This is a genomic window from Oerskovia jenensis (genome assembly GCF_016907235.1).
Lineage (GTDB): Bacteria > Actinomycetota > Actinomycetes > Actinomycetales > Cellulomonadaceae > Oerskovia > Oerskovia jenensis.
Genome location: NZ_JAFBBO010000001.1, coordinates 4,052,229 through 4,071,001 on the forward strand (window position 1 = coordinate 4,052,229; position 18,773 = coordinate 4,071,001).

At 72.1% G+C, this 18,773-nt stretch carries 19 protein-coding genes; 13 read left to right on the plus strand and 6 right to left on the minus strand.

The annotated features are described in order from the left end of the window. Positions 1–50 precede the first annotated feature (50 nt). Positions 51–1,034, minus strand: coding sequence for a 2,3,4,5-tetrahydropyridine-2,6-dicarboxylate N-succinyltransferase (gene dapD / locus JOD49_RS18030; protein ID WP_205308390.1), 984 nt, complete (start codon positions 1,032–1,034; stop codon positions 51–53). Between the two features lie 128 nt (positions 1,035–1,162). Between dapD and dapE the strand changes: the two genes are divergently transcribed. The 6 genes from dapE to JOD49_RS18060 all read left to right on the plus strand — a co-directional run bounded on the left by dapE (position 1,163) and on the right by JOD49_RS18060 (position 7,621). After that, complete coding sequence (dapE, locus tag JOD49_RS18035) at positions 1,163–2,251, plus strand: succinyl-diaminopimelate desuccinylase (RefSeq protein WP_372441363.1); 1,089 nt, start codon at positions 1,163–1,165, stop codon at positions 2,249–2,251. Positions 2,252–2,293: 42 nt separating this feature from the next. Beyond that, positions 2,294–3,112 (plus strand): LOG family protein, encoded by an 819-nt coding sequence (locus tag JOD49_RS18040; protein WP_205308391.1) that lies wholly within the window; start codon positions 2,294–2,296, stop codon positions 3,110–3,112. Between the two features lie 20 nt (positions 3,113–3,132). Next, positions 3,133–4,131, plus strand: coding sequence for a dihydropteroate synthase (folP, locus tag JOD49_RS18045; protein ID WP_205308392.1), 999 nt, complete (start codon positions 3,133–3,135; stop codon positions 4,129–4,131). Next, positions 4,128–5,636, plus strand: coding sequence for a putative hexosyltransferase (locus JOD49_RS20385; RefSeq protein WP_239525254.1), 1,509 nt, complete (start codon positions 4,128–4,130; stop codon positions 5,634–5,636). Before folP ends, JOD49_RS20385 begins: the two co-directional genes overlap by 4 nt. A gap of 182 nt (positions 5,637–5,818) precedes the next feature. Beyond that, positions 5,819–5,986 carry a DUF3117 domain-containing protein gene (locus JOD49_RS18055; RefSeq protein WP_064506638.1) on the plus strand — a complete coding sequence of 56 codons (168 nt, stop codon included), beginning with the start codon at positions 5,819–5,821 and terminating at the stop codon, positions 5,984–5,986. 87 nt (positions 5,987–6,073) lie between these two features. Beyond that, positions 6,074–7,621 (plus strand): leucyl aminopeptidase family protein, encoded by a 1,548-nt coding sequence (locus tag JOD49_RS18060; protein ID WP_205308393.1) that lies wholly within the window; start codon positions 6,074–6,076, stop codon positions 7,619–7,621. Between the two features lie 65 nt (positions 7,622–7,686). On the opposite strand, the gene JOD49_RS18065 is transcribed toward JOD49_RS18060, so the two are convergent. Then, positions 7,687–8,337 (minus strand): O-methyltransferase, encoded by a 651-nt coding sequence (locus JOD49_RS18065; protein ID WP_372441364.1) that lies wholly within the window; start codon positions 8,335–8,337, stop codon positions 7,687–7,689. 216 nt (positions 8,338–8,553) lie between these two features. Between JOD49_RS18065 and sigE the strand changes: the two genes are divergently transcribed. The 7 genes from sigE to JOD49_RS18100 all read left to right on the plus strand — a co-directional run bounded on the left by sigE (position 8,554) and on the right by JOD49_RS18100 (position 15,100). Further along, a complete protein-coding gene (gene sigE, locus JOD49_RS18070) occupies positions 8,554–9,213 on the plus strand; it encodes an RNA polymerase sigma factor SigE (RefSeq protein WP_205308395.1) in 660 nt (219 codons plus the stop codon). Further along, positions 9,210–10,220, plus strand: coding sequence for an anti-sigma factor family protein (locus tag JOD49_RS18075; protein ID WP_205308396.1), 1,011 nt, complete (start codon positions 9,210–9,212; stop codon positions 10,218–10,220). Before sigE ends, JOD49_RS18075 begins: the two co-directional genes overlap by 4 nt. Next, the gene (locus JOD49_RS20390; RefSeq protein ID WP_239525255.1) at positions 10,217–11,839 is read left to right on the plus strand and encodes a S1C family serine protease; all 1,623 of its coding nucleotides are present in this window, start codon (positions 10,217–10,219) and stop codon (positions 11,837–11,839) included. Before JOD49_RS18075 ends, JOD49_RS20390 begins: the two co-directional genes overlap by 4 nt. Before the next feature lie 9 nt (positions 11,840–11,848). Then, positions 11,849–12,226, plus strand: a complete 378-nt coding sequence (locus JOD49_RS18085; RefSeq protein ID WP_205308397.1) for a twin-arginine translocase TatA/TatE family subunit — start codon at positions 11,849–11,851, stop codon at positions 12,224–12,226. A gap of 71 nt (positions 12,227–12,297) precedes the next feature. Continuing rightward, positions 12,298–13,335, plus strand: a complete 1,038-nt coding sequence (gene trpS / locus JOD49_RS18090) for a tryptophan--tRNA ligase (RefSeq protein ID WP_205308398.1) — start codon at positions 12,298–12,300, stop codon at positions 13,333–13,335. After that, positions 13,335–13,886 (plus strand): 2'-5' RNA ligase family protein, encoded by a 552-nt coding sequence (locus tag JOD49_RS18095; protein WP_205308399.1) that lies wholly within the window; start codon positions 13,335–13,337, stop codon positions 13,884–13,886. The genes trpS and JOD49_RS18095 overlap by 1 nt, the downstream gene beginning before the upstream one ends. A gap of 29 nt (positions 13,887–13,915) precedes the next feature. Further along, positions 13,916–15,100 carry a YihY/virulence factor BrkB family protein gene (locus tag JOD49_RS18100; RefSeq protein WP_205308400.1) on the plus strand — a complete coding sequence of 395 codons (1,185 nt, stop codon included), beginning with the start codon at positions 13,916–13,918 and terminating at the stop codon, positions 15,098–15,100. A 71-nt stretch (positions 15,101–15,171) separates the two neighbouring features. On the opposite strand, the gene JOD49_RS18105 is transcribed toward JOD49_RS18100, so the two are convergent. The 4 genes from JOD49_RS18105 to sdhC all read right to left on the minus strand — a co-directional run bounded on the left by JOD49_RS18105 (position 15,172) and on the right by sdhC (position 18,706). Then, positions 15,172–15,945 carry a succinate dehydrogenase iron-sulfur subunit gene (locus JOD49_RS18105; RefSeq protein WP_205308401.1) on the minus strand — a complete coding sequence of 258 codons (774 nt, stop codon included), beginning with the start codon at positions 15,943–15,945 and terminating at the stop codon, positions 15,172–15,174. Next, on the minus strand, positions 15,945–17,777 hold the full coding sequence (gene sdhA / locus JOD49_RS18110) for a succinate dehydrogenase flavoprotein subunit (RefSeq protein WP_205308402.1): 1,833 nt from the start codon (positions 17,775–17,777) through the stop codon (positions 15,945–15,947). Before sdhA ends, JOD49_RS18105 begins: the two co-directional genes overlap by 1 nt. An 84-nt stretch (positions 17,778–17,861) precedes the next feature. Beyond that, positions 17,862–18,323 carry a succinate dehydrogenase, hydrophobic membrane anchor protein gene (gene sdhD / locus JOD49_RS18115; protein WP_205308403.1) on the minus strand — a complete coding sequence of 154 codons (462 nt, stop codon included), beginning with the start codon at positions 18,321–18,323 and terminating at the stop codon, positions 17,862–17,864. Beyond that, positions 18,323–18,706: a succinate dehydrogenase, cytochrome b556 subunit gene (sdhC, locus tag JOD49_RS18120; protein ID WP_205308404.1), complete on the minus strand. Its 384-nt coding sequence runs from the start codon at positions 18,704–18,706 to the stop codon at positions 18,323–18,325. Before sdhC ends, sdhD begins: the two co-directional genes overlap by 1 nt. Positions 18,707–18,773: the final 67 nt, after the last annotated feature.

The following is an 18,773-nucleotide window of genomic DNA, read 5'->3' on the forward strand; positions in this document are numbered from 1 at the left end:
AGAAGGGCGCGGCGCCCTGCGGACCGGAGGGACCCCTGGTGGCGGACACGTCAGTTGGCGTGCAACGCAGCGTTGAGCTCGATCCCGACGCCTGTGCGCGAGACCGCCTCGACCCCGCCCGTGAGCGAGTTACGACGGAAGAGGAGGTTGGCCTGTCCCGACAGCTCGCGCGCCTTGACGACGACCGGGGCGCCGTCCGGGCCGCTGCGGCCGACGAGGGTCACCTTGGTCCCGGCGGTCACGTAGAGGCCGGACTCGACGACGCAGTCGTCCCCGAGCGGGATGCCGAGCCCGGCGTTGGCGCCGAGCAGCGAGCGCTGGCCGATCGAGATGACCTCGCGGCCGCCGCCGGACAGCGTGCCCATGATGGACGCGCCGCCGCCGATGTCCGAACCGTCACCCACGACGACGCCGGCCGAGATGCGGCCCTCGACCATCGAGGTGCCGAGCGTGCCGGCGTTGAAGTTGACGAAGCCCTCGTGCATGACGGTCGTGCCCGCCGCGAGGTGGGCGCCGAGGCGCACGCGGTCGGCGTCGGCGATGCGGACGCCCGAGGGGACGACGTAGTCGACCATGCGGGGGAACTTGTCCACCCCGAGGACCTGGACGGACTGGCCCGTCGCGGCGCGCAGCCGCAGGCGGGTCTCCTCGAAGCCCTCGACCGCGCACGGGCCGTGGTTGGTCCACACGACGTTGGCGAGCGCGCCGAAGACGCCGTCGAGGTTGAGACCGTGCGGTGCGACGAGGCGGTGCGAGAGGAGGTGCAGGCGCAGGTAGGCGTCGGCCGCGCCCACGGGCGCCGCGTCGAGGTCGATCTCGGTGCGCACGACCACGACGTCGACCCGGCGTGCCTCGTCGCGCTCCGTGAGGGCGTCGAGCGACGCGGGCGCGGTCTCGTCCGCGGGAGCCTGCCCGAGGGCGGGGGACGGGTACCAGACGTCGAGGACCGTGCCCTCGTCGGTCACGGTGGCGAGGCCGAAGGCCCAGGCGGTGCGTGGGCCGGGTGCGGCGCCGGTGGGGGTCGCTGAAGTCATGCCTTCACCCTATCGGCCACCTCGGCGCGGGTGGTGATCCGTCCGGGTAGGGTCTGCGTGTGACCAGCGACGAGACCTCCTTCCAGACCTCCGACCAGACCGCGCCGCCCGTGTCGTCGGCACCGGCGATCCGGCTCGACCTCGACGGCGACCTCCTCGCGCTCTTCCGCGCGGTGTGCGACGCGCCGTCGGTGAGCGGGGACGAGAAGGCCCTGGCCGACGCGATCGAGGCCGCGCTGCGCCCGCTCGCGCACCTCGACGTCGTGCGCGACGGCAACGCGATCGTCGCGCGCACGCACCTCGGGCGACCGCGCCGCGTCGTGATCGCCGGGCACATCGACACCGTGCCGCTCACCGACCCGCCGAACCTGCCCACCCGCGTGGTCGGCGAGGGCGCGCAGGCCGAGGTCTGGGGGCGTGGGACGGTCGACATGAAGGGCGGCCTCACGGTCCAGCTCGCGCTCGCGGCCTCGCTCACCGCCCCCACCCAGGACGTCACGTGGGTCTTCTACGACCTCGAGGAGGTCGCGTCCGACCTCAACGGGCTGGGTCGCCTCGCGCGCAACCACCCCGAGCTCCTGCAGGGCGACTTCGCGATCCTCGGCGAGGCCACGGCCGCGGGCATCGAGGGCGGCTGCAACGGCACGCTGCGGGTCGAGGTCCGCGTCCCCGGGGTCGCGGCGCACTCGGCACGGGCGTGGATGGGCTCCAACGCGATCCACTCGGCGTCGGTCGTGCTCGACCGCCTCGCGGCCTACGAGCCCGCGTCGATCGAGGTCGAGGGTCTCGTCTACCGCGAGGGCATGAACGCGGTCGGCATCCGCGGCGGCATCGCGGGCAACGTCATCCCGGACGAGTGCGTGGTCACGGTCAACTACCGCTTCGCGCCCTCGCGCTCGCTGCCCGACGCCGAGGCGCACGTCCGCGACCTCTTCTCCGGTTTCGAGGTGGTCGTCACCGATGCCGCCCCTGGTGCGCGCCCCGGGCTCGACGACCCGCTCGCGGCCGACTTCGCGGCCACCGTGCTCGAGATCACGGGGGGCGCCCCTGCGCCCAAGTACGGCTGGACCGACGTCGCGCGCTTCGCCGAGATGGGGATCCCGGCGGTGAACTTCGGCCCCGGCGACCCCGTGCTCGCGCACAAGGACGACGAGCGCTGCCCGGTCGGGCACCTCGCGCTGTGCCACGACGCGCTGCACGCGTGGCTCACCCGCTGATCGTCCCCGCCACGGGTCCGCGGAACGCTTAGGCTCGAGAGCATGAGCGACGACGGAGTTCCCCAGGCAGGCACCGGCTACCGCAAGGGGCCGGTGCTGCTGCGGGGCGAGCAGATCCCCCAGCAGACGACCGACCAGCGCCTCCTGGACACCGCCGGCAGCGCGGACTGGGTGCACAGCGACCCGTGGCGGGTCATGAGGATCCAGAGCGAGTTCGTCGAGGGCTTCGGAGCCCTCGCCGAGGTCGGCCCGGCGGTGTCGGTCTTCGGGTCCGCGCGCACGAGCCCGGATCATCCGGACTACGCGCTGGCCGAGGAGGTCGGTCGCCTCCTGGCCGAGCGCGACCTCGCGGTCATCACGGGTGGCGGCCCCGGGATCATGGAGGCCGCGAACAAGGGTGCCAACGAGGCGGGCGGTCTGTCGATCGGTCTCGGGATCGAGCTCCCGTTCGAGCAGGGTATGAACAAGTACGTCAACCTCGGCGTGAACTTCCGGTACTTCTTCGCCCGCAAGACCATGTTCGTCAAGTACGCGCAGGGCTTCGTCGTCCTGCCGGGCGGGTTCGGCACGTTCGACGAGCTCTTCGAGGCGTTGACCCTGGTCCAGACGCACAAGGTCACCGAGTTCCCCATCGCGCTCGTGGACACCGAGTACTGGCAGGGCCTGCTGGACTGGGCCCGCACGACGGTCGCCGGCCGCGGCATGATCAGCGCGCACGACCTCGACCTGCTGTACCTGTGCGACGACCCGGCAGAGGCCGTCCAGTACGTGTGCGAGCGCGGCGAGCAGCTGCGCGCCGAGGAGCTCGAGTCGGTGGCCGACACGGCAACCGCACAGCAGCGGGCCTCCGGCGACCGGTGACCCGGCACTCCGGTCCGGAGGTGGGGACCGCCCGGACGCACGACCGCTCCTTCGCCGGCCCGGAGTCGCCGGTCCCGCCGCAGAGCGCGCCGCTGGTCCTGCGAGGGCGTGAGGTCGGCGTCGACGAGTCGGCTCCCGGGCGTCCGGAGCGCCCCGTGGTCATGGCGATCGTCAACCGCACGACCGACTCGTTCTACGCCCCTGCCCGCCAGCCCGACGACGGAGCGGCCCTCGAGGCCGTCGCGCGGGCGTGGTCCGCGGGTGCCGCGATCGTCGACGTCGGGGGAGTGCGTGCGGGGACGGGGCCCGAGGTCACCCCGGTCGAGGAGATCCGGCGCGTCGTGCCCTTCGTGGCGCGGGTGCGAGCGGAGTTCCCGGACCTGCTCGTGAGCGTCGACACGTGGCGGTCCGAGGTCGCCCGGGAGGCCGCGCTGGCCGGGGCCGACCTGATCAACGACACGTGGGCCGGGCACGACCCGGCCCTGGTCGAGGTCGCGGGCGAGCTCGGCGTGGGCGTCGTGTGCTCGCACACGGGCGGAGCCGTACCGCGGACCGACCCGTTCCGCGTCGCCTACCAGCCCGCGGAGCAGGACGGGGCGCCCCGTCCGCACGACCCGCGTGACGCCGTCGTGCAGGACGTCGTGACGACGCTCGCCGCCGCGGCCGCGCGCGCGGTCGCGTGCGGCGTGCCCGCGGCCTCGATCCTCGTCGACCCGACCCACGACTTCGGGAAGAACACCTGGCACTCGCTCCATCTGGTGCGCAGGACGCAGGCGCTCGCAGGACTCGGCTTCCCGCTGCTCATGGCGCTCTCACGCAAGGACTTCGTGGGCGAGACGCTCGACCTGCCCGCCGACGAACGCCTCGAGGGGACGCTCGCGGCGACCGCTGTCGCCGCGTGGCTCGGTGCCCGCGTCTTCCGGGCCCACGACGTCGCGGCGACCCGACGGGTCCTGGACATGGTCGCGGCGATCCGCGGAGACGTGCCGCCGACGCGCGCGCTGCGCGGTCTGGCATGAGCCCTCGGGAGGGGGCCGACGCTGCTGCGCCCGACGGCGCCCCTGCCGCGGCGGCCGGGACGACCGGGGCGGCCGGGGCGACCGGGGCGGCCGGGGCGACCGGGGCGGCCGGGGCGGCCGGGGCGACCGGGACGGCCGCGGCTTCCGGGTCGACCGGGACGACCAGGACGGTGAGCCGGACCCCGCACCGCCGCGTGGCGATCGCACCTCGACGCTGGCCGTGGTGGGTCCAGGTCCTGGCCGTCTACGCGGCGGCGCGGCTCGTGACGGCCCTGATCCTCCTGGTCGTCTCGCGCTGGCAGGAGGCCAACCTCTGGACGGACGCGGCGCCGTCGTACACCGCGTGGACGGGGCGGATGTGGGACGCCTCGTGGTACCAGCAGATCGCCGAGAACGGGTATCCCGCGGAGCTGCCCGTGGGGCCCGACGGGACGGTGCGGCAGAACGTCTGGGCCTTCTACCCCCTCTTCCCGTTCCTGGTGCGCGCGGTCCAGCAGGTCACCGGGCTGGGCTGGGACCTCGTCGCGCCCACGATCGCGCTGCTCTGCGGGGCGGGCGCCGTGCTCGTGATCCACCGGCTCGTCGAGCGGGCAGGCCACCGGGCCGTCGCGCGACGGCCCGGCCTGCCGCTCGCGACGGTCGCGCTCGTGAGCGTCTTCCCGTCCTCGGTCGTGCTCCAGGTCGCCTACACCGAGGCGCTCGCGCTCCTGCTGATCGCCTCGGCCCTGTACCTGCTCTGGGCGAGACGCTACGAGTGGGCCGGGCTCGTGATCCTGCTGCTCGGGTTCACGCGCGCGGTCGCTCTGCCGCTCGCGCTGGTCGTGGCGTGGCACGCGGTCGTGCGCCTCCAGGAGTGGCGGCGCACGCGCCGAGCCGGCGCTCCCGCGACGAGCGGCGGCCCGCCGGGCGACCACGTGCCGGGAGCGCTCGGGGCGGGTCCGGCGGTGGGCGCTGCGCCGGCCGACGTGGCGGACCCCGCCCCGACCCACGGGCCCGTCCCGTGGTGGGACGTCGCGCGGATCGGCGCCCTCCTGGTCGTCGCCGTGCTCAGCGGTCTGCTCTGGCAGGTCGTGTGCGGGCTCGTCACGGGCCGCTCGGACGCGTACTTCCTGACCCAGGCGGCCTGGCGAGGGACCGGACCCGTGGTGCCCTTCCTGCCGTGGTTGGACATCTCTCGGGCACTCTTCAGTGGTGCCGGGCCGTGGGTCCTGGCGGTCGTCCTGGCGGGGGTCGCGGCTCTCGGGCTGAGCCCCGTGGCGCGGCGCCTGGGCCCCGAGCTCCAGGCCTGGCCGCTCGCGTACCTGGGATACCTGGTCGCCGTGATCGAGCCCTGGACGAGCATCGTCAGGTTCTTGCTGCTGGCTTTTCCCCTGGCTGCGGTCACGATCGGTTGGACCCGCTCCCGATGGTGGTTCTGGGGGTGCGTCGCGGCCGGCGTGGCGGGTCAGGCGTGGTGGATCTGGTCGCTGTGGCGTCTCACGCCGCCGAGCGGCTGGCCGCCGTAGCGCCGATCGGCGCCTCCTAGCGCCCCCGAGGTCACGATCTGGGCATTTGCGGCCACGGCGTGTCGTATCGGTGAACTAGAATGATACCTGGACGTCCTCTGGACGGTCGGCGCGGCGACGCGCCGCCGACCTGCCGGGACGTCGACCACAGCAGTACTGGACTACGGAATGGAGAGCCCACAATGGCTGCGATGAAGCCGCGTACGGGGGATGGCCCGCTCGAGGTCACCAAGGAAGGTCGCGGCATCGTCATGCGCGTCCCGCTCGAGGGTGGCGGTCGACTCGTGGTGGAGCTCAACGCGACCGAGGCCAGCGAGCTGGGCGAGGCTCTTCAAGCCGTCGTGGGCTGAGACACCTTGACCGCGCGCGCAGCCCAGGCAGCACAGCCAGTCCCTGACCTCCCGCCCGTCGGGGGCGTCCCCCGACACCTCCCCGAGGTGGTCGAGGCACCGGGCACGGTCCTGGACTGCCCGTTCCTCACCGACGACGCGGTGGCCGCGCTCGTGGTCGCCGTCGCTCCTCCGCTCGAGGAGGAGGACGGTCTCCAGCCGCGGGCGGGCACCGTGGACGCGACCGCACGCTACGGCATCGACCTGGCCGAGCTCGCGGACCGCTCCGGGGGCGCCGCCTTCCGCGGCGCGGCCGGCCAGGTCGCGACCGTCGACCTCCCACGGGCCCGTTCCGGTTCCACGCACCGCCTCCCGTGGGCGGGGCTGCCGTCGACGATCGTGCTGCTCGGGATCGGTGGCGGGACGGACCAGGAGCTGCGTCGTGCCGGCGCCGCCCTGGCAGGGGCCACCCGTGGTCTCGAACGGGTCGTGAGCGCGGTCACCGCGGACGCGACAGCGGCGGGCGTGCAGGCGTTCGTCGAGGGCTATCTCCTCGCCGCCTACCGCGTCCCGCGCTTCGGACGCCCGGCGCCCGCGCGGACGACCGTGGGCCCGGCCCCGGACGCACCCGCCGAGCAGCTCGTGCTCCTCGGCGAGAGCAGGGAGCCCCAGCTCCGGGCCGCCGAGATCGCGGCCACGGCGACCTGGCTCGTCCGGGACCTCGCCAACACGCCCTCGAACGTCAAGGACCCCGCGTGGGTCGCCGAGCAGGCCACGGCCCTGGCCGGCGCGGCCGGTCTGGCCGTCGAGGTGCTCGGTCCCAAGGAGCTCGCGGCACAGGGATTCGGCGCCCTGCTGGCCGTGGGGGCCGCGTCGGCCAGCCCGCCGCGTCTCGTGACCGTCACGTACGAGCCCGAGGACGCCGAGCGCCACGTCGTCCTCGTCGGGAAGGGCATCACGTACGACACGGGCGGCCTGTCGATCAAGCCGCGTGAGGCCATGGTGCCCATGAAGACGGACATGGCCGGCGCCGCGGTGGCGCTGGCCGCGGTGCTCGGAGCCGCGGAGTCGGGCGTGCGGCACAAGGTCACGGCCGTCCTGCCGCTCGCCGAGAACCACTTCGGTGCGGACTCCTACCGACCGGGCGACGTGCTGCGGACGTACTCGGGCACGTCCGTCGAGATCGCGAACACGGACGCCGAGGGGCGCCTCGTCCTGGCGGACGCCCTGGGCTACGCGGTCGCGCGGCTCGCGCCGGACCTGCTGATCGACGTCGCGACCCTCACGGGAGCGGCCAGCGTCGGCCTCGGACGGGGCCACGCGGCGCTGTACGCCACCAGCCCCGAGCTCGTGAGCGGGTTCGAGGCCGCGGCCGCCGTCACGGGCGAGCAGGTCTGGCACATGCCGCTCGTCGAGGACTACACGAACGCACTGCGCTCGGACGTCGCGGACCTGCGGCACGTCCCGCTCGAGGCCCGCGGTGGTGGATCGATCACCGCAGCCCTGTTCCTGCGCGAGTTCACGGGCGGCCTGCCGTGGGTCCACCTCGACATCGCGGGCCCGGCACGTGCGACGGCGTCACGGCACGAGGTCACGGAAGGGGCGACCGGCTACGGCGCGCGCCTCCTGCTGCGGTTCCTGCGCGACCTCGACTGATACTCGACGCAGAAGAGGGCCCCTTCGCCGGGATCGGTGAAGGGGCCCTCTCTCGTCGTGCGCGACTACCGCCGCACGCCCAGCAGGAGCCCGTCGCCGCTGGGGATCAGGGCGGGCAGGACGCGCTCGTCGGCACGCAGCGACCGGCCGACCTCACGGACGATCGCCGTGACCTCGTCGCGGCGTGCAGGGTCTGCCACGCGGTCGCCCACGAGCGCGCCGTCGACGGCCAGGATGCCGCCGGGTCGCAGGAGGCGCAGCGCCTGCTCGACGTACTCGGGGTAGCTGTGCCGGTCCGCCCCGACGAGCACGAGGTCGTAGGCGCCGTCGGTGAGCCGGGGCAGCACGTCGCTCGCCCGACCGGGGATGGTCCGGGTACGCGTCGCACGGATCCCTGCCTCGGAGAAGGCCTCCTTGGCAGCGCGCTGGTGCTCGACGTCGACGTCGATCGTGGTCAGGACGCCGTCCTCGGGCATTCCCCGGAGCAGCCAGAGCGAGGCGACGCCGGTGCCCGTGCCGATCTCGACGACCGCGCGGGCGGCGAGGGCGGCAGCGAGCGCCTGGAGGACGGCCCCCACGCCGGGCAGGACGGCGGGGCAACCCAGCTCGGCGGCGCGCTCGCGAGCGCGCAGGAGGACGTCGTCCTCCGGCACGAACTCCTCGCAGTAGGTCCAGCTCGACGCCTTGGCGTTCGTCCGGCCGATGTCGGTGGTGATAGAACCCTCCTGGTCTTGGGCACCGCGTCCCTCCGGTGACCCGGACGGACTGCTGCGGTGCGACGGCACCGCGCGGTGCAGGTGAAGTGATCGTACCGGTCGAAGGGTCCGAAAGCGCTGGCAGGGGAGCATGCGAGGGGAGGTTTCGTGCACGTCGTGTCGACGTCCGTGCGGGGACGGGAACGGATGCGGGCCGTGCTGCGTTGAGAGGGGACAATGGACCGTGTGAGCAGTGACGTGAGTGCCCAGCCCTGGACGCCCCCCTCGTGGGACCAGATCGTGCGGGAGCACTCCGCGCGCGTGTACAGGCTGGCGTACCGCCTGACCGGGAACCAGCACGATGCCGAGGACCTGACCCAGGAGACGTTCATCCGGGTGTTCCGCTCGTTGTCGAGCTACACGCCCGGGACCTTCGAGGGCTGGCTCCACCGCATCACGACCAACCTCTTCCTGGACCAGGTGCGACGCAAGCAGCGCATCCGCATGGAGGCCATGGGGGACGACTCGGCGCAGTACCCGGCCACGGGCGAGATGACCCACCCGGAGCGAGGGTACGAGCACACGAACCTCGACCACGACGTGCAGCGGGCGCTCGACGCCCTGTCCCCGGAGTACCGGGCGGCAGTCGTGCTGTGCGACATCGAGGGGCTGAGCTACGAGGAGATCGCGGTCACGCTCGGGATCAAGCTGGGCACGGTGCGCTCGCGCATCCACCGTGCCCGCACCCAGCTCCGGGCCGCGTTGCCGCACCGCGATCCTTCGGAACGCCCTGCCACGGACGGCCGCGCGGACGGCGACGGCTCGGCGCTCTCCCCGGACAGCGCCGTCGACGAGCTCGCGGCGCTCGCGACGCACACCACGCCGGGGGGACCATGACGCACCTCGGGACCCTCGTCAGCGCCCTCGCCGACGACCAGCTCTCGCCCGCCACGCGTGAGCGTGCGCTGACGCACGTCGCGGGCTGCGACCAGTGCGCCGCAGAGCTCGCCGTGGCCCGGGCCGTGCGCAAGCGGCTGTCGTGCGCGCGGGACGTGCTGCCCACGACGGACCTGACGTCCCGGCTGCTCGCGCTGTCCTCGGAGATCCCGGGGACGCAGGGCGACCCGCTGCGGCAGGGGCCGCCGGCGCGTGACCCGTGGGCCGCGTCGGCCGAGGCCGGCGCGCTGCGCGACGCCCTCACGGGGGACTTCGTGGCGCACGCCCGACGACGTCGCTCACGTCGGATGGTCGTCGCGGCCTCGAGCGGCGTCGCCGTGCTCGCGGTCGCCCTGTTCACGCTCGGCGACCGCCCCGTGGTGGTCCCGGACCGGCACGTTGCCGCCCCGTTGACGCTGCTCGCGCAGGCCGGGAACGACGGGCAGGACCCGGCGGAGGTCGACCTGGTCCCGGTGCTTCCCGCGGCAGGCGGGTCGGGGAACAGCGCGGCGGGCTCGGACGCCGGCCCTGCCGACTCCCTGGACCTGGTCGACTCCGCCGCGCTCGCCTGGATGGCCGAGCACGGGTGGACGAGCCCCTCGGGGATCATCGAGGGGTTCGACGTCACGGGTGTCCATCTCGTCGGGGACGCGAGGGACGTCCTGCAGGTCGAGCTCGAGGGGCCCGAGGGGACGATCGTGGTGCGTGAGCAGGTGGGCCGGTTGGACACGACGTCCCTGACCCGGTCCGAGGGGTTCGACGGGCGCGCCGTCTACGTCCTTTCCGACGAGCCGTGGCACATCGTGTGGCAGGCTGGGGACACGGTGATCGACGTGGTGGCGGAGGCGCGCAAGGAGGTCCTCGCCGCGTTCGTGGCGACGTTCCCTGCGCACGACTTCGACGAGGGGGTCCCGGCCCGTATCTCCCGGGGATGGACGACCATGACAGGAGCCTTGGGCACCCCATGACCGCACACGACTCAGCGCCCGGACCCGCGGAGCCGCAGCCGGCCGCAGACTCGCCTGCCACCCCCGACGCGGTCGACGCACCGCCGTCGGACGCGCAGGCGCCCGCACCGAGAGTCCCGTCGCCCGACGAGGGCGCGCCGCAGGAGCCGCCGCACGAGCCCAGGAACCCCTTCGCCCCGCCCTCGGCGTACCGGTCGACGCCCCGCGTGGCGCTGACCTCGGCCGAGAGCAACCCGGCGGTCCCCGCCGCACCCGCACCGGCTCCCGGGCAGGGCGACACCCGGCCGTACGGCGCCCCGCTGGGCTCGCTCCCGGTCGCGCGCCCCGGGCTCGAGGGCTACGGCTCGTCCGCGGGCCGCGTGGCCCCGGTCCCGCCCCCGCCCTCCTACCAGGTGCGCCAGCCCGGTTCCTACCCTCCGGGCCAGCCCCCTCGTCCGCCGCACCCGGTCCAGGACCCGCAGACCGGCCCGGCGACGCCCCCTGTCGAGCCCTGGGGCGGGCAGGGGCGACCTGCTCCGACGAAGCGGCGCCGCTTCGGCGTGGGCGCGGTCGCCGGCGTCGCCGCACTGGCTCTGGTCGCCGGGGCGGTCGGCGGCGTCGCCGCGGACAGGATCATGGACGGAGCCGACCGGCGGCCCGTCGACGTGTCGCTGCCGGCATCCGGGATCGCGCCCGGGGAGGAACGTCCGCAGGGATCGGTCGCGGCCGTGGCGGCGAGCGTCCTGCCGAGCGTGGTCTCGCTCCAGGTGGAGGGTGCGGACGGCGTCTCGACCGGTTCGGGCTTCGTGATCCGCGAGGACGGGTTCATCCTCACGAACAACCACGTCGTCGCGGCCGGCGCGGCCGGCGGCGAGGTCACGGTGCTCTTCGCCGACGGCAGCGAACGTCCTGCCGAGATCGTGGGCCGCACTCCCGACTACGACCTCGCTGTCGTCAAGGTCGACGAGACGGGGCTGACGCCGCTCGTGCTCGGCGACAGCGACTCGGTGGTGGTGGGAGACCCCGTCGTCGCGATCGGTGCGCCGCTCGGTCTCAACGGCACGGTCACCACGGGCATCGTGAGCGCCCTGCACCGACCGGTCGCAGCCGGCGACTCGGCGGAGACGGCGTTCATCGACGCCATCCAGACGGATGCCGCGATCAATCCCGGCAACTCGGGCGGACCGCTCGTCAACGGTGCGGGGGAGGTCGTCGGGGTGAACTCGGCGATCGCGCAGCCGCCCGGCACGGGCTCGGCGACGGGCAGCATCGGGCTGGGGTTCGCGATCCCCTCGAACCAGGCACGACGCACCGCGGAGGAGCTCATGGCGAGCGGGACGGCCACGTATCCGGTGATCGGGGTGCTGCTCGACTCCCGCTACCAGGGCGAGGGCGTCCAGGTGACGACCGAGCCGCAGGGTGGCCAGGCGCCGGTGACGGCGGACGGCCCCGCGGCAGCGGCGGGGATCCAGGCGGGCGACGTCATCCTGTCGATCGACGGCAGGCCCGTGAGCCTGAGCGACGAGCTCATCGTCGCGATCAGGGCCAAGGCTCCGGGTGACACCGTGACGCTGCGGGTCCGCACGGGCGACCAGGAGCGTGACGTCCGTGTCGTGCTCGACGAAGCCACGAGCGAGTAGTCTGACCGCGTGTTCGGAATCAACGGCTGGGAATTCGGGATCATTCTGGTGGTCGCGGTGATCGTCATCGGTCCGGAGAGGCTTCCCCGGTACGCCGAGCAGCTCGGCGCGTTCGTCCGCACCGCTCGAGGCTTCCTGAAGGACGCGAAGGCGCGGGTGGACGACGAGCTGGGCGACCAGGTCGGCGACGTGGACTGGTCCAAGCTGGACCCGCGCCAGTACGACCCCCGGCGCATCGTCCGGGAGGCGCTGCTCGACGACGACGTGCTGGGCGCGCCTGCGCGCCCGCGCGCCCCGGGTCCTGTGCCTCCTCCGCCCTCCGGTGGCGCCGCCACCGAGGTGCCTGTGCCCGTGCGGCGGGCACCCTTCGACGACGAGGCGACCTGAGCCCGGTCGGTCGCGTCCCGGAGGCCGGGACCGGATTCGGCGGCGGCACGCCGACCTGTCAGAATGGGGCAATGGTCAACGAGGTTCCCGGCGTACGGCGTCCACGCATCTTCTCGGGGATGCAGCCCACGGAAGATTCCCTCCAGCTGGGCAACTACATCGGGGCTCTGAGCCAGTGGGTCGCCCTGCAGGAGTCGTACGACGCGATCTACTGTGTCGTCGACATGCACGCCCTGACGGTGAACCCCGAGCCCGAGAAGCTGCGCGAGCGCACCCGCCGCACCGCTGCCCAGTACCTGGCGGGCGGGGTGGACCCCGAGGGGTCGACGCTGTTCGTGCAGTCGCACGTCCCCGAGCACGCGGAGCTCGCCTGGGTGCTCTCCTGCCAGACGGGGTTCGGCGAGGCCGGACGCATGACCCAGTTCAAGGACAAGTCGGCGAAGCAGGGCACCGACGGGACGACGGTGGGGCTGTTCACCTACCCCGTGCTCATGGCCGCCGACATCCTCCTCTACGACGCGGCGCTCGTGCCTGTCGGTGAGGACCAGCGACAGCACCTCGAGCTCGCACGCAATCTTGCCGAGCGCCTCAACTCCCGCTTCGGTGCGGACACCACGGTCGTCCCCGAGCCGCACATCGTCAAGGCCGTCGCGAAGATCTACGACCTGCAGGAGCCCACGGCCAAGATGAGCAAGTCCTCGTCGGGGGGCAAGGGCGTCATCTGGCTGCTCGAGGACCCCAAGGCCGCCGCCAAGCGCATCAAGTCGGCCGCGACGGACTCCGAGAACGAGATCCGCTACGACCCCGTGGCCAAGCCGGGGATCTCGAACCTCCTGACGATCTTCTCCGCCCTCACGTCGCGGCCTGTCGAGGAGATCGCGGCGGACTACGCGGGCAAGGGTTACGGGCACCTCAAGGTGGACCTGGCCGAGGTCGTGGTCGACTTCCTGACCCCGTTCCAGGCGCGGGCGAACGAGTACCTGTCGGACCCGGCAGAGCTCGACGCGGTCCTCGCCAGGGGCGCCGAACGTGCGCGTGGCCTGGCGCAGGTCACCCTCGACCGCATCTACGACCGGGTCGGACTGCTGCCCGCTCGTCGGACGCGCTGATGAACCTCCCCGAGCGGGGTCCGCACCAGGTGCGGATCGGCATCGCGATCGAGATCCCCGAGCCCTACGGCACCGCGCTGCAGGAAGCGCGCGCAGCGTTCGGCGACCCGTTCGCCGGCGACATCCCGCCGCACATCACGCTGCTCGGCCCGACCGTCCTGGACGAGTCCGTCCTCGACGAGGTCTACGCCCATCTCGAGGGCGTCGCGGCCCAAGCGGCACCGTTCCGGGTCATCCTGCGGGGGAGCGGGACGTTCCGGCCCGTGTCACCCGTGGTCTTCGTGATCGTCGCGCAGGGGATCGCCGAGTGCGAGGGCCTCGAGGGGGCGGTGCGCTCGGGCGTCCTGGACCAGGAGCTGCGCTTCAACTACCACCCGCACGTCACGGTCGCGCACGAGGTCGACGACGAGGCGCTGGATCTGGCGTTCGAGGAGATGGCGGGCTTCGAGGCCGCGTTCGACGTCACCGGCATCCACCTGTACGAGCACGGCGACGACGGGGTGTGGCGTCCGGCCCGCCGGTTCGAGCTCTCCGGCTCGTCGGACGGGTGAGTCGGGCCGTCCTCTTCTAGGCTCGGGCGATGACCCAGGCAACCACCCCGGCGCACGCTCGTCAGGCCGGGACAGCACGTCCGGGCCGAGACGGCCCCTCCTCCGACATCCAGAAGGCGACCCCGTCGCACGTGCGCCCGCCGAGTGCGGGCAGCACCACCCCCGACGACGGCGCTGCGGAGGGCCCCGGGGCGGTCGCTCGCCTCACCGCCCGCGCCAAGGCCGTCCAGACCTGGTGGAACACGACCCGACCGGCGCGTGCGCTCGCGCAGTACGGGGTCCAGCGTGGAGCGCTCCTGTGCGGCGGGATGGCCTACTCCGCACTGTTCTCCCTGTTCGCGGGTCTGACGATCTTCTACACGGCCTTCATGGCCTTCCTGGGCAACAGGGAGGAGCTGCGCGACGAGATCTTCGCGCAGATCGACAAGGCGATCCCGGGACTGATCAAGCAGACGCCCGAAGGGTCGGGCATCATCTCGCCGGACCAGCTCATCCTCGACCGGGGCTTCGACCTGTCGAGCATCATCGCGGTGTTCGTGCTGCTGTTCAGCGCGATCTCCTTCATGGCGGCGCTGCGCACCTCGACCCGTGCCATGTTCTCGCTCACGGACGTCGGGCAGAACCCCGTGCTGTCCAAGCTGCGAGAGCTGGGCGGGTTCGCCGTGCTGGGAATCAGCGTCGTCATCTCCGCGGCCGCGACCGTGGTGGTCCAGACGCTCGGCACGACGCTGTTCGGCCACGGCGTCCTGGGTTCGGTCCTGGTACCCGTGATCGGCATCTTCGTCGGGCTCGTCTTCGACGCGATCGTGGTCCTGCTCATCATCCGCTTCGTCGCGGGCGTACGGCCGCCGCGCAAGGACCTGTACATCGGCGCGATGACGGCGGCAGCCGCGTTCGGGGTGCTGCGCTACCTCGGGACGAGCATCATCGTCGGCAGCTCGTCACGCAACGCCCTGCTGGGATCGTTCGCGACGTTCGTGACGATCCTCCTGCTCGCCAACTTCGTCACACGCATCCTGCTCATGGTCGCGGCCTGGATCGCGGACCCGCCCGCGCAGCCGACGGCGGACGAGCTGCGGGAGCGGGCCGAGGCCGAGCAGGACGAGCGGCTCGAGGAGCGCGTCCGTCGTGGCGCCGGGTACGGCTACCCCTGGAGCCCGGTGGTCCGGGGCGTCCGGCGGGGCCGTGAGCCCAGGGTGTCCGTCAGGATCTGAGCCGCCGAACGCCGACGGCGGCCCACCGGCCGGAGCCGGGGACCGCCGTCGGGCAGTGCGGGGAAGAGGTGTCAGAACGCGCGGGTGATCATCGCGCGCTTGACCTCCTGGATCGCCTTGGTGACCTCGATGCCACGGGGGCACGCCTCGGAGCAGTTGAAGGTCGTGCGGCAGCGCCACACGCCCTCCTTGTCGTTGAGGATCTCCAGGCGCTGGGCGGCGCCCTCGTCACGGGAGTCGAAGATGAACCGGTGGGCGTTGACGATCGCCGCGGGGCCGAAGTACTGGCCGTCGGTCCAGAACACGGGGCAGGACGACGTGCACGCGGCGCACAGGATGCACTTGGTCGTGTCGTCGAACCGCTCGCGCTGCTCGGCCGACTGCAGCCGCTCGTTGCTGGGCTCGTTCCCCGAGGTGATGAGGAACGGCATGATCTCGCGGTAGGAGGCGAAGAACGGCTCCATGTCGACGACCAGGTCCTTGATCACCGGCAGGCCCTTGATGGGCTCGACGGTGATCGGCTTGTCCGGGTTGACGTCCTTGAGCAGCGTCTTGCAGGCCAGGCGGTTGCGCCCGTTGATCCGCATCGCGTCGGACCCGCAGATGCCGTGCGCGCACGAGCGACGGAAGGTCAGCGAGCCGTCGTGCTCCCACTTGATCTTGTGCAGGGCGTCGAGCACGCGGTCCGTGCCGTGGGCCAGGACCGTGTACTCCTCCCAGTACGCGTCCTCGCCGTGCTCGGACTCGGGGTTGTACCGGCGGAGCTTGATCGTGACCTCGAAGGAGGGCACGGCACCGACCTCGGTCTTCTCAGAACCGGCAGGGGCTTCGAGTGTGGCAGTCATCAGTACTTACGCTCCATGGGCTCGTACCGGGTCTGGGTGACGGGCTTGGAACCCAGCACGATCTTGTAGGAATCGAACTCCTCGACGTGGTCGAAGTAGCCGTCCACGTGGCCGTCGGCGGTGTCGCCGGCGGACGTGGGTCGACGGTAGGCCATCGTGTGGAGCATGTAGTTGGCGTCGTCGCGGTCCGGGTAGTCCTCGCGGTAGTGACCACCACGCGACTCCTTGCGGTTGATCGCGGCGATGACCGTGACCTCGGCGATGTCGAGCAGGAAGCCCAGCTCGATGGCCTCGAGGAGGTCCGTGTTGAACAGGCGCCCCTTGTCCTGGACCGAGACGTTGCGGTACCGGTCCTGGAGGGCGCGGATGTCCGAGAGGGCCTGGTCGAGCGACTCGCCCGTGCGGAAGACCTGGGCGTTGGCGTCCATGGTCTCCTGGAGCGCCTTGCGGACGTCGGCCACGCGCTCGCCGTCGGGGCGGTTGCGCATCTCGTCGAGCTGCGTGATCACGGCTGCGGCCGGGTTCGCCGGCAGGTCGCGGTACTCGGCCGTCGCTGCGTACCTCGCGGCCTCGCGACCGGCACGCTTGCCGAACACGTTGATGTCGAGGAGCGAGTTGGTGCCCAGGCGGTTGGACCCGTGGACCGAGACGCACGCGACCTCGCCGGCCGCGTACAGGCCGCGGACGACGTTGTGACCGTCGCGCAGGACCTCACCCTCGACGTTGGTCGGGATGCCGCCCATCGCGTAGTGCGCCGTGGGGTACACGGGGACCGGCTCGGTGTAGGGCTCGATGCCGAGGTAGGTGCGCGCGAACTCCGTGATGTCCGGCAGCTTGGCGTCGATGTGCGCGGGCTCGAGGTGCGTGAGGTCGAGCAGGACGTAGTCCTTGTTCGGCCCGGCGCCGCGGCCCTCGCGGACCTCGTTCGCCATCGAGCGCGCGACGATGTCGCGCGGCGCGAGGTCCTTGATGGTCGGGGCGTAACGCTCCATGAAGCGCTCGCCCTCGCCGTTGCGCAGGATGCCGCCCTCACCACGGGCCGCCTCCGACAGGAGGATGCCGAGGCCCGCGAGGCCCGTCGGGTGGAACTGGAAGAACTCCATGTCCTCGAGCGGCAGGCCGCGGCGGTAGGCCAGGGCCATGCCGTCACCCGTGAGCGTGTGCGCGTTGGACGTCGTCTTGAAGATCTTGCCCGCGCCGCCCGTGGCGAAGATGATCGCCTTGGCCTGGAACACGTGGATCTCGCCGGTCGCGAGGTCGTAGGCCACGACACCGGTCGCGTTGACCTGCTCGCCGTCGGGCACGTCCTCGGCCGCGAGGTCGTGGTCGGTGATGAGGTCCAGGACGTAGAACTCGTTGAAGAACTCGACGTTCTGCTTGACGCAGTTCTGGTAGAGCGTCTGGAGGATCATGTGACCCGTGCGGTCCGCGGCGTAGCACGAGCGACGCACCGCGGCCTCGCCGTGGTTGCGCGTGTGCCCGCCGAAGCGGCGCTGGTCGATCTTGCCCTCGGGCGTGCGGTTGAACGGCAGGCCCATGCGCTCGAGGTCGAGCACCGCGTCGATGGCCTCCTTGGCCATGATCTCCGCGGCGTCCTGGTCGACGAGGTAGTCGCCGCCCTTGACCGTGTCGAACGTGTGCCACTCCCAGTTGTCCTCCTCGACGTTCGCGAGGGCGGCGCACATGCCGCCCTGCGCCGCGCCGGTGTGGGACCGGGTGGGGTAGAGCTTCGAGATGACCGCCGTGCGGACCTTGCCGGACGACTCCAGTGCCGCGCGCATGCCGGCGCCGCCTGCTCCGACGATGACGACGTCGTACTGATGGGTTTGCATCGGTGTCGATGCCTCCTGTGACGAGTGGGAAGGGGGGACGGGGGTGTCAGACGACGGCTGGGGGACCGTCGACCGTCACGGCCGTCAGGCGGTGCAGAACGACGGAAGCTGGTAGTCCAGGGCGTTCGGGGGGCACGGGTCGAACGTGAAGACCACGAGCGTGCCGAGCACCGTGACGACCACGAAGGCCAGGTACAGGGCGCCCTTGAGCACGAGGCGCGAGCCGTCCCGCTCCGCGTAGTCGTTGATGATCGTGCGCACGCCGTTGGTCCCGTGGATCATCGCGAGCCAGAGCATGAGCAGGTCCCAGACCTGCCAGAACGGGCTGGCCCACTTGCCGGCGACGAAGCCGAAGTCGATCGCGTGGACGCCTTCGCCGACCATGAGGTTGACGAACAGGTGCCCGAAGATGAGGACGATCAGCACGACGCCCGAGGCGCGCATGAAGACCCAGCTGTACAGCTCGTAGTTCGAGCGCGTCGTCTTCTGACGCTTGTACGGGTCGCGGGGGGCCGCGAGGGGAGAGCTGGTGCTCGTGGTGCTCATCAGTGCCCACCTCCGAAGACGTTCATGAGGTGGCGGGGCAGGAAGCCCGCCATCGTCACGACGGACAGGCCGACGACGACCCAGAGCATGGTGCGCTGGTACTTGGGGCCCTTGGCCCAGAAGTCGACGAGGATGATGCGGACGCCGTTGAAGGCGTGGAACACGATGGCGGCCACGAGGCCGGCCTCACCGAGTCCCATGATCACCGTCTTGTACGTGCCGATGACGGCGTCGTACGCCTCGGGCGAGACTCGTACCAGTGCTGTGTCCAGCACGTGCACGAGGAGGAAGAAGAAGATGAGCACGCCGGTCACGCGATGCGCGACCCACGACCACATGCCTTCACGGCCGCGGTACAGCGTGCCAGCAGGTGCACTGGGCACTTTAGGGGCCTCCTGTGGCGAGTTCAGGGGTGAGATATCGAGCTGGACGACGTCGTCCGCCGGGGGC